We start from the raw sequence: 5,825 nt of genomic DNA on the forward strand, positions 1-5,825 counted from the left end.
CAGTGCTTTCATGAGGGGGTGACTCAGATCAACATAGCGAAAGCGTTCATCACGCTCTCCGCGTTGGGCTTCGGTTAATTCAATGGTGTCTGCCATATTATTTCACACTCCATGATGCCTTCTCACTGACGAATTGAGAGATAGATGCGCCGAGCTTGCCTGCAAACTGATCAAGGTAGTTTGGACGCGGGGTGTAATCAACAATATCTTCTGCGCCCAGAATATCACGTGCCACAGTACTGGTGTTTGCTAAACCATCAATCAAACCAAGATCGAAAGCTTGCTCTCCCGACCAGAACAGTCCAGAGAATAAATCATCATTATTCGCCAATCTATCGCCACGACCTTCTTTTACTACGTCAATAAATTGTTGATGAATGGTGTCCAGCATATTGTGGGCATGTTCAAGATCCGCCTCTTTCATCGGCAGGAATGGGTCTAAGAATGCTTTGTGTTCACCAGCGGTTAAAGAACGTCTTTCGACACCTACCTTGTCAATTAAATCAGTAAAACCAAAACCATCCATTCTGACGCCAATTGAGCCGACTATACTGGCTTTATCTGCATAAATTTTGTCAGCTGCTACGGCGATGTAGTAACCGCCTGAGGCACAGACATCTTGAATAACAGCATAGACGGGAAAATCAGGGCGTGTTTTTTTGAGGCGCTGAATTTCATCATTGACGATACCTGACTGAACAGGGCTGCCGCCGGGGGTATTCATTCTCAGGATTAAACCTTTGGCTGATTGATCTTCAAAAGCGTTACGAATACCCGTAACAATACTGTCAGCATTCGCTTCGGATTCACTGGCGATAGGACCACTGATTTCAACCATGGCTGTGTGGGGGCCAGTAGCAGAAGATAATTGTTTGGGTGAGTAACTTAGAATCAGAAAGGCGATAAGATATAAAAAAATCAGGCCTTTAAAGACATATCCCCAGCGGCGTTTGTTACGCTGTTCTCTTATGGCTGCAAACGCCAAATCTCTCAGAACATTGCGTTCCCAAGTCTGATCTTCCTTGCTGTTGCTTGTATTTTCCGAATTATTATTAGGTGGGAAATCGCCAAATGTTGCCATGTTTATCTATCCTGAAAAAAACATAAGTATGCCATCATATCAAAACTCTGTGTCAGGACGAGCTAACCACTTCTCAACTTGATATAGATCATGAACAATGGCTCTGGGGTTCGCTGCTTTAAGAGTGAGTTCTGGGTGTGCACCATGAGTGATTCCGAGACTGTCAGCACCGGCATTATGGGCCATCATTAAGTCGAACTCTGTATCACCTATCATCAGCGTTTGGTCAGAAGTGACACCAGCATAATCCATCAGTTCCATCAGCATTTGTGGGTGTGGCTTTGAATGGCATTCATCAGCGCAGCGGGTTGATACAAACAAGTCACCCAACCCTGTTTGTTGGAGGGCTCTATCCAAGCCTCTACGACTTTTTCCTGTGGCCACGCCTAACAGAATATTTTGTTCATTAAGTCGACCTAGCAAGGCTTCAGCATGGGCAAAAAGCGGTGTTGACTCCGGCGTGTTTACCCAGGTTTGACGATAGCAGTCAGCTAATGCTGTCCAGGTTGCCGCATCAGCATCTGGATAGAGTGTTTGCACTGCTTCATGTAATCCCAGCCCGATAATATGGCTGACTTGCGTATCTGACAGTGGTTCTAAAGATAAGGTTGAAATAGCTCGGTGCATACAATGAGTGATGTGTGCCGTTGAATCCATCAAGGTGCCGTCCCAATCAAATACGATGAGCTGGTAGTCCATTATGCATGCTCCATGTGTGAAACAACGCTCACCAGGTTGTCTGGAAGAGGGGCCTCCAATAGAAGTGGCTCATTGCTGATGGGATGTCTGATACCCAGACGCCAAGCGTGAAGAAATAAGCGTTTCAGGCCATAGCTTTTCATGGTTTTATTGAATTCGCGATCGCCATATTTGTCATCACCTGCAACAGGGTGACCAGACCAGGCTGAATGGACACGTATCTGATGAGTTCTGCCAGTAAAGAGTTTGACCTCAGTCAGCTGGGCAAGGCCAAAAGCTTGTTTGGTGATAAATAAGGTTTTGGCTTTTTTTCCTGCAGAGTCGACTTTGACCATGCGTTCACCGGAAGAGACGGTATTTTTTTGAAGAGGTTGTTCGACGTAGAGTTCATCTTGCCTGATTTCACCTTTTAATAAGGTTAAATAACGTTTGTCGATTTCATCAGAAAGCATTTGTTGTTGTAGACTCAATAGACATTCACGAGTTTTTGCTATTAACAAACAACCTGATGTGTCACGATCGAGGCGGTGAACTAACTCGATAAATTCTAATTCAGGTTTTATCAGTCTGAAGGCTTCGATGACGCCCATTTGAATCTGAGTGCCTGCATGAACGGCCAGACCTGAGGGTTTATTCAACACCAGCATGGATTCGTCTTCAAAAATGATGCAAGCGAGTAACTGCTGTTTTAATGCGTCTGAAATCTCTGTTGGCTGATTTTTTTCAGATACCTGCAAGGGTGGCACACGAATAGAGTCACCAGCCTGGATTTTATAGGTTTGTTTAATACGGCCTTTATTGACACGCACTTCACCTTTCCGGATGGCACGATAGATCCGACTTTTTGGCACACCTTTTTCAAGTGTAAGCAAAAAATTATCGATACGCTGCCCAGCTTGAGATGCGCTTATTTCAATAAATTGTACTTTTTGTGACTGAGGTTTGTGAGCTGCCATAGAAATAGGTTAAATTTTGAGTTGCTGAGATGGCAATAGACTGCTATATTCGAACGTTGGTCCGTGCGTAAAATGAGGTCAGTATACCTACTTTTGTCCACGATGACTGAATTTTGCGTCGCGCCCTCGAAAAAGAGGTTGATGCGGCGCCCGGTAAACAAATATATATCTTCGCTGGACAGGGGTTCAGCGGGTGGGCTCATAGGGAGCCCTTGTAAGAATATCAGGTTCCCATGTCTTGATTGCCATCAAAACGAGTAGAAAGACGCATCAGACAGGACGACAATTAAGTAATTAATATAAACAAAAAATGGTTCAGATTTTAGGCTTGAAGGTAAGCTAAGAAACCAATGAAAGTTGCAGAACCTTATTGCAACCCGATGAAAGAAAAAGATGACTCATGTACGCCTTGATGGGATGGCGCATGAAAGAAACGATACGATAGACAATTAATTACTGAACAACAGACATCGTCGCTCTGTAAAGCCCGACTGGCTAACGCGTCCCCTACGATGGTGGGCGGCAGGATATGCGAACCTCAACATTGAGGTTAGTGCATGAAACGAATTTTAATCAACGCAACACATGAAGAAGAGTTGCGTGTGGCAATGGTCGATGGCCAACGCCTATTTGATCTGGATATTGATACCCCATCCAGAGAACAGAAAAAAGGTAACATCTATAAAGGAAAAATCACTCGAGTAGAGCCGAGCTTAGAAGCTGTTTTTGTTGACTATGGTGCAGAAAGACAAGGCTTTTTGCCACTGAAAGAAATTTCAAAAACGTACTTTAAAAAACGTGATGATTCTGATGACAACAATGGGCGTCTCAATGTTCAGGATGTGCTTTCTGTTGGTCAGGAATTAGTTGTCCAAATCGAAAAAGAAGAGCGTGGCAATAAAGGTGCGGCTCTGACAACTTTTATCAGCCTGGCTGGTCGTTATTTAGTTCTGATGCCCAACAGTCCTCGCGCAGGCGGTATTTCTCGTCGTATTGAAGGGGATGACCGTGCAGAGTTGCAAGAAGCTTTACGCTCCTTAGAAGTCCCTGAAGGCATGGGCATGATTGTACGAACTGCTGGTGTTGGAAAGCAGCCAGAAGAGTTACAGTGGGATCTTGAGTATCTTGTGCAGCTCTGGACAGCTATCGACGTGGCTGTCAAAGATCGCAATGCGCCATTTTTGGTTTACCAGGAAAGTAATATCATTATCCGTGCTTTACGTGATTACCTGCGTAAAGACATTGGTGAAATTCTGGTCGATTCACCTGAAGTGTATCAAACAGGCTATGACTTTATGCGCATGGTTATGCCGCATGAACTCAGTAAATTTAAACTCTATCAGGATAGAGTGCCGCTATTCACTCGTTATCAAGTTGAAAGCCAGATTGAGAGCGCTTTTCGACATGAAGTGCGTTTACCTTCCGGTGGCGCATTAGTTATCGATCCCACGGAAGCGTTGATCTCGATTGATGTTAACTCAGCACGCGCGAATAAAGGCGGTGATATAGAGGAAACAGCACTTAACACCAACCTGGAAGCTGCCGAAGAAATTGCACGTCAGTTAAGATTACGCGATCTGGGTGGTTTGGTCGTTATTGACTTTATCGATATGGGGCCTAGCCGTAATCAGCGCGAAGTTGAAAATCGCCTGCGTGAACATCTGAAAGCCGATCGTGCACGTGTTCAGGTTGGTCGGATATCTCGTTTCGGTTTGCTGGAAATGTCTCGCCAGCGTTTGCGTCCTGCTCTTGGTGACGCCCATCAGGAAATTTGCCCACGTTGTGCTGGTCTTGGCCATGTGCGTGGTGTGGAATCCTTGGGGCTGGCGGTATTACGCCTGATTGAGGAAGAAGCAACTAAGGATAAGGTCACGCAATTAATCGTTCAACTGCCTGTACCTGTTGCCACGTTCATTCTTAATGATAAACGCGAACAAGTCGATATTATTGAAAAGCGTCACGGTGTGAAAGTGGTGTTGATACCGAATCCACACCTTGAAACACCTCATTACGATATCGAACGTATCAAAGATGGCGGTGAGCGAAATGAAGTCAGTCACCAGCTTATCTCTCAACCAGAACAAGAGGTTCCGGTAGTATTACGCGATAAACCCGTCATGGAACAACCAGCAGTGAAGGGAATATCCCCCGCAGCACCTGCACCGGTGATTGTTAAGGAAAAAGAGCCTGAACAAAAACCTAGCCTGCTGAAACGTTTGTTAAATGTGCTGACAGGAAAAAGTGAGCCAGAGAAGGAAGAAAAGCCTGTCGTGGATACAAAAAAAGAAAAAAGCTCACCAGAACAACGCACACAGAATCGTCGAGGACGTGGTCGTTCTAAGAATAATTCAGCAAATAATCAGAATCAGGAATCTGCTGATAATAATGAACGTAAAAAATCACGCCGTAGAAATGATAAAAATACGGACAATACTGAGCAGAAGAAGACTGAATCAGCAAATCCAGTAAAAGAAGAGGCTGCTTCAGACAATAATGATGATAAGCAGACGCGTAGCAGTAATGGTCGACGCTCACGTCGTGGAGGCCGTCGCCGTCGTCCTGCTCGCGCTGAAAATACATCACCTGAGAATAATAACTCAGCTGACACTCAGAAAGGCAACATTGCTCCACCGCCGCCACCTGAGGTTAATGGCAATGCCGTTCCTGAGCCTGAGCCAGAAGTGAATGGTAATGTGATTAAGGCAGAAAAAGAGCCCGAAGTGGATGGCAACAAAGTACCTGCCTCAAAACCACGCAGACCACGTTCGTCAGGCCCGACAAATAGACGTCGTCGTCCGAGTGATAAGGATAAAGCAGAAGCGGCTGCTGCTAATAATGCTTCTAGTAACGAGGATGCTGCAAAACCAGCTCACAAGCCAGAAGCGACAGATAAGCCTGTTGATAAAAAGGTAGAAAAACCAGCTGAGGAAAAAAAACCGGTGGTAGAAAAAAATTCGTCTTCGGATGATAATGGCTCTGAAAAGAAAAATAAGGCCAAATCTGAAGCGAGTGAGACGAATGCCACGCAAGAGTAATATTCCGCATGAAGAACTGCTGGCCTTAATTGGCCAGCAAGTTTCGTATCAACA

At 45.1% G+C, this 5,825-nt stretch carries 4 protein-coding genes; 1 reads left to right on the top strand and 3 read right to left on the bottom strand.

Going from position 1 to position 5,825, the window contains the following annotated elements; genetic code table 11:
• Positions 1-97 precede the first annotated feature (97 nt).
• The 3 genes from B4K20_RS13015 to B4K20_RS13025 are packed head-to-tail and all read right to left on the bottom strand — an operon-like array spanning position 98 to position 2,736.
• Positions 98-1,081 (bottom strand): S49 family peptidase, encoded by a 984-nt coding sequence (locus B4K20_RS13015; protein WP_289283196.1) that lies wholly within the window; start codon positions 1,079-1,081, stop codon positions 98-100.
• Between the two features lie 39 nt (positions 1,082-1,120).
• Complete coding sequence (locus B4K20_RS13020) at positions 1,121-1,780, bottom strand: HAD family hydrolase (protein WP_289283197.1); 660 nt, start codon at positions 1,778-1,780, stop codon at positions 1,121-1,123.
• Positions 1,780-2,736, bottom strand: a complete 957-nt coding sequence (locus B4K20_RS13025; protein ID WP_289283198.1) for an RluA family pseudouridine synthase — start codon at positions 2,734-2,736, stop codon at positions 1,780-1,782. Before B4K20_RS13025 ends, B4K20_RS13020 begins: the two co-directional genes overlap by 1 nt.
• A gap of 557 nt (positions 2,737-3,293) precedes the next feature.
• On the opposite strand from B4K20_RS13025, the gene B4K20_RS13030 reads away from it, so the two are divergent.
• Complete coding sequence (locus tag B4K20_RS13030) at positions 3,294-5,771, top strand: Rne/Rng family ribonuclease (protein WP_289283199.1); 2,478 nt, start codon at positions 3,294-3,296, stop codon at positions 5,769-5,771.
• Positions 5,772-5,825: the final 54 nt, after the last annotated feature.

Source organism: Methylophaga sp. UBA5088, assembly GCF_002414625.1.
Taxonomy (GTDB): Bacteria; Pseudomonadota; Gammaproteobacteria; order Nitrosococcales; family Methylophagaceae; genus Methylophaga; species Methylophaga marina.